4 protein-coding genes are annotated in these 4605 nt (G+C 68.5%); 2 read left to right on the top strand and 2 right to left on the bottom strand.

All coding sequences use genetic code 11. The features are described from left to right. The first annotated feature begins 265 nt into the window (after positions 1–265). Both VMJ11_RS32675 and VMJ11_RS32670 read left to right on the top strand, forming a co-directional pair. Complete coding sequence (locus tag VMJ11_RS32675; protein WP_325625206.1) at positions 266–2005, top strand: isovaleryl-CoA dehydrogenase; 1740 nt, start codon at positions 266–268, stop codon at positions 2003–2005. 208 nt (positions 2006–2213) lie between these two features. Next, positions 2214–3671, top strand: a complete 1458-nt coding sequence (locus VMJ11_RS32670) for a coniferyl aldehyde dehydrogenase (RefSeq protein WP_325625204.1) — start codon at positions 2214–2216, stop codon at positions 3669–3671. On the opposite strand, the gene VMJ11_RS32665 is transcribed toward VMJ11_RS32670, so the two are convergent. Next, complete coding sequence (locus VMJ11_RS32665) at positions 3649–4080, bottom strand: EscU/YscU/HrcU family type III secretion system export apparatus switch protein (RefSeq protein WP_325625202.1); 432 nt, start codon at positions 4078–4080, stop codon at positions 3649–3651. The genes VMJ11_RS32670 and VMJ11_RS32665 overlap by 23 nt on opposite strands. Continuing rightward, positions 4080–4605: flagellar hook-length control protein FliK (locus VMJ11_RS32660; protein WP_325625200.1), on the bottom strand; the 526-nt coding region annotated here is incomplete at its 5' end. The genes VMJ11_RS32665 and VMJ11_RS32660, both read right to left, overlap by 1 nt.

The following is a 4605-nucleotide window of genomic DNA, read 5'->3' as shown; positions in this document are numbered from 1 at the left end:
ACCGCTTCGGAACCATCAACCTGAACCAGCAGGAATGAGCGGATCATGTGTTACCCATGTCTCCGCACACCTGTTACCCATGTCTCCGGTCCATACACCGCTGCAAAGAAAAGTAGGTGCCGCCCCGCACAGGGGCAACGCCTGCACACCGACACGAAAACAAGGAAAGGCCAAAACAACAAGAACCACGACAAAAAGAGGTCCCAAGAGAAAAGACACAAACCGCAAAGGAACCAGAGCAAGCGCAACAAAAGGAGACAGGCAAATGACCTCGAAAACCGACACGCATTGCACCGGCACGACCCACGAAGTCACGAACCAGGCGCCGCCGCTCGCCGGCTACAACCTGTTCACCACCGACGCCGCGCTCGGCGAGGCACTGGCCCGCGCGGGCGCAGACTGGCACCGCGAAACGCTGGAGCGTGAGGGCGAGTTGCTAGGCAAAGCCGAAACGCTGGCGCTAGCCGATCTCGCCAACCGCCACGAGCCCGAACTGCATACGCACAGCCCGCGCGGCGAGCGCATCGACGCCATCGAATTCCACCCCGCGTGGCATCAGTTGCTCGCGCTGTTGCGCGAGCATGGGCTGCATGCGCTGCCGTTCTCGGACCCGCGTCCCGGCGCGATGGTCGCGCGCTGCGCCGGCTACTTCCTGCACGCGCAGCTCGAATCGGGCTCGCTGTGCCCGCTCACCATGACGTTCGCGAGCATCCCCGTGCTGCAGCGCGAACCGGCGCTGTTCGAAACGCTGCGCGCGCCGCTCTATTCGCGCGAGCACGACGCGTGCGATGTGCCGCTCGCCCAGAAGCGTTCGATGATGATCGGCATGGGCATGACCGAGAAGCAAGGCGGCTCGGACGTGCGCAGCAACCGCACCACGGCGCGTGCTGCCGGCGTCGCGACGGGGCGCGGCGCGGCATATCTCCTCACCGGGCACAAGTGGTTTTTCTCGGCGCCGCAGTGCGACGCGCATCTCGTACTCGCGCGCACGACGGAGCACGACGGTCTCTCATGCTTCTTCGTGCCGCGCTACCGGCCCGACGGCACGAAGAACGCCGTTCTGGTGCAGCGCCTGAAGAACAAGCTCGGCAATCGCTCGAACGCGAGCAGCGAAGTGGAGTTCTTCGACGCATACGGCCTGATGATCGGCGATGAAGGCCGAGGCGTGGCCACCATCATCGAGATGGCGAACTACACGCGGCTCGATTGCGTGATCGGCAGCGCGGCGCTCATGCGCGCGGCCCTCGTGCAGGCGATCCATCACGCGCGCCACCGCAGCGCGTTTGGCCGTGTGCTCGCCGAACAACCGCTCATGCAGAACGTGCTCGCCGATCTCGCGCTCGAATCGGAAGCGGCGACGGCGCTCTTCATGCGCCTCGCGCGTGCGTTCGAGGACAGCGCCGACGCAAGAGCGGACGCGACGATCGAAACCCCGGACGCAGAACCCGACATGCACTCGCTGGAAGCACGCGCCTGGCGGCGCATCGTCACGCCGGCGGCGAAGTTCTGGGTCTGCAAGCGTGCGCTCGCGTTCACGGGCGAGGCGATGGAGGTGTGGGGCGGCAATGGCTATGTGGAGGAAGGGCCGATGGCGCGCTTCTACCGCGAAGCGCCCGTCAACTCGATCTGGGAAGGCTCGGGCAACGTGATGTGCCTCGACGTCCTGCGCGCGCTCGAACGCGAGGCCGATGCCGCGCAGGCGCTCTTTCTCGCATGGCGGCGCGACGCGCAGACTCACCCCGTGCTCGACGCGGCGCTCGACCGGCTCTCGGTGCTGCTCAACGGCGCGCCGGGCACGCGCGAAGCGAGCGCGCGGCGCATCGCGCAGCAGATCGTGCTGATCGCGCAGGCCATGCTGCTGCGCGAAGGGCCGCCGGAAGTGGCGGATGCGTTTATCGCCACACGCCTTGCCGAGCACGACGCCGATTGCGACCGCGTGTTCGGCACGCTGCCCGCGCGTTTCGATCACGCGGCGATCGTCGAGCGAGCGTTCCCGATGCGGTGAGAACCGATCCGCGTGCTCCGGCTGAGCCGCTTGACCCGACTGAGCCGATTGCCCCAATCGCCCCGATCGCTCCGGCTGAACCGATTGCTCCGACTGAACCGATCGCCCCGACTGAACCGATCGCTCCGATCGCTCCGACTGATCCAATAACCCGCTTGCTCCGATCGCCCAGGCGTCAAACCGCCGGCGAAGCCCACAAGGACCGACCATGAAGCAGGACCTGCCCGACTCCCTCTCCCGTCCCGCAAGCGCACCCGAGAACGCGCGCGCCGCGTCCGACGATCCGCGCGCCATGCTCGCCGCGCAACGCGAGGCCTTCCTGCGCGAGCCGTTTCCTTCATGGGAGGTGCGCGCACGCAACCTGAAGGCGCTGCGCGACGTGCTCTTCGCGCATCGCGATGCGCTCGCCGAGGCCATGAACGCCGACTTCGGCCAGCGCTCGAAGGCGGAAGTCGCGCTCGCGGAGTTCGTCGTGCTCAAGCAGGAGATCGATTCCGCGTTGAAGCACGGCGCACGCTGGATGAAGCCGCGCCGGCGCCCGGTGGGCAAGTGGTTGCTGCCGGGGCGCGCGAAAGTGGTGCCGCAGCCGCTCGGCGTGGCGGGTATCGTCGTGCCGTGGAACTATCCGCTGTTGCTTGGCGCGGGCCCGCTCGTCTGCGCGCTCGCGGCCGGCAATCGCGCCATGATCAAGATGTCGGAGCTCACACCGCGCACCTCGGCGCTCTTCGAGGAGCTGATCGGCAAGACCTTCGCGCGCGACCATGTGGCCGTGGTCAACGGCGACGCCTCGGTGGGCGCCGCCTTCAGCGCGCTGCCATTCGACCATCTGCTCTTCACGGGGTCGACGCGAGTCGGGCACGAGGTCATGCGTGCGGCGGCCGCGAATCTCACGCCGGTCACGCTCGAACTGGGCGGCAAGTCGCCCGCGATCATCGGCGAGCATGCGCGCTTCGACTATGCCGTCGACAGCCTGTTGCTCGGCAAGACGCTGAACGCCGGGCAAACCTGCATCGCGCCCGACTACGTGCTGCTGCCGCGCGGCCAGGAAGAAGCGTTCATCGCGCGCGCCCGCACGCGCTTCGCGCAGCTTTACCCCGACTTCCTCGCCAACCGCGACTACACGTCGATCATTTCGGCGCGCCACTTCGAGCGCCTGCGGCGCCTCGCCGAAGAGGCCGAGGCAGGCGGCGCACAGCTGCACGCGCTCGGCGGCCACGATGCCGCCGCGCGGCGCTTCGCGCCCGTCGTCGTGACGAACGCGGCCAGCGAGACAGCGCTCATGCAGGAGGAAATCTTCGGGCCGCTCTTGCCGCTCGTGCCCTACGACACGCTCGACGAAGCGCTGCGCTATGTGAATTCGCGCCCTCGCCCGCTCGCGCTCTATCTCTACGCCGACGACGCTCCCACAGTCGAGCGCGTGACGCGCGAAACGGTGGCGGGCGGCATGTCGGTAAACGAAACGCTCATGCACGTCGCCGCCGAAGGGCTGCCGTTCGGCGGCGTCGGCGCGAGCGGTATGGGCGCGTATCACGGCTACGACGGCTTCGTCACGTTCTCGAAGATGAAGCCCGTGTTCACCCAGGCGCGCTTGAACGCGCGCGCATTCATCGCGCCGCCTTACGGCAAACTGGTCGGCCTGCTGATCAAGTTGATGTTGAAGGTTTGAAACCGGGCAGCGCGGGCCGGCCGCCACGGCTCCCGCCGCTCTCGCGAATGTCGCGAATGTCGCGAACGTCCCGGGCAGCGGTGGCTGCGGCGTCGGCGGGCTGGCCGCCTGGCCCTCCGGCCGTTTCCGTGGCCCTGGCGCCATCGCCGGCCTCGAGGCGGTGCAGCCACGCAAGCAGTTCAGCCACCGCCTGATAGAGCTGCGGCGGGATCTTCGCGTCGAGGTCCACGCGCATCAGCAGCGACACCATCTCCGGCGCCTCGTGCACGTAGAGGCCCGCTTCCTTCGCGCGCTGCACGATCATCTCCGCGACGAGGCCGTAACCCTTCGCGACCACGCGCGGCGCGCCGTCCGCCTCGGGCGCGTCGTAGGCGAGCGCCGCGGCGCTCTTGCGGTGCATGCGGCTCATCACAGCTCCCAGTCGTGGTCGTGCGCGCCCGCGGCGTGTCGTGCGCCGGGCGCACCGGGCGCACCCGACGTGGCGGCCGCCGCCTGCGCGTGTTCCGCGGCGCTCGCCGGCCCGGTTTGCGCCGCGTAGGCGCTCGCGGCTCTTGCTGCCTCGGCGGAGCTCGCGTTCGCGCCGCTGCCGATCTCGCGGATCGACAGCCCCGCGAGCGTGAGCCCGAGTGCTTCCAGCCGCCCGCGCAGCGCGTCGCTTTCGGCCGAGAGGCGCGCGGCGCCACCTGCGCTTGCCTGCACGCGCACGGCGAGCGTGGTGCCCGTGAGCGAGAGTTCCGCGTCGACGGTGCCGAGCTTCGGCAGCGCAAGCGTGAGCCGCGTACGCCATGGAATGTCGTCGGCGTCCGCATCGGCTGCGCCCGAATGCTGATCGCGGGCATCGTAATCGTCTTGCTGGATGCTCCAGTCCACCCGCACACCCGGCCACGCCTCGCCGTTCCAGCGAAACTCACCGGTGGCGAGCAGATCGAGCTGC

Source organism: Paraburkholderia sp. (assembly GCF_035501035.1).
Lineage (GTDB): Bacteria > Pseudomonadota > Gammaproteobacteria > Burkholderiales > Burkholderiaceae > Paraburkholderia.
Note: the sequence above shows the minus strand (reverse complement) of the source record. Positions and strands in the feature narration are given on the sequence as shown.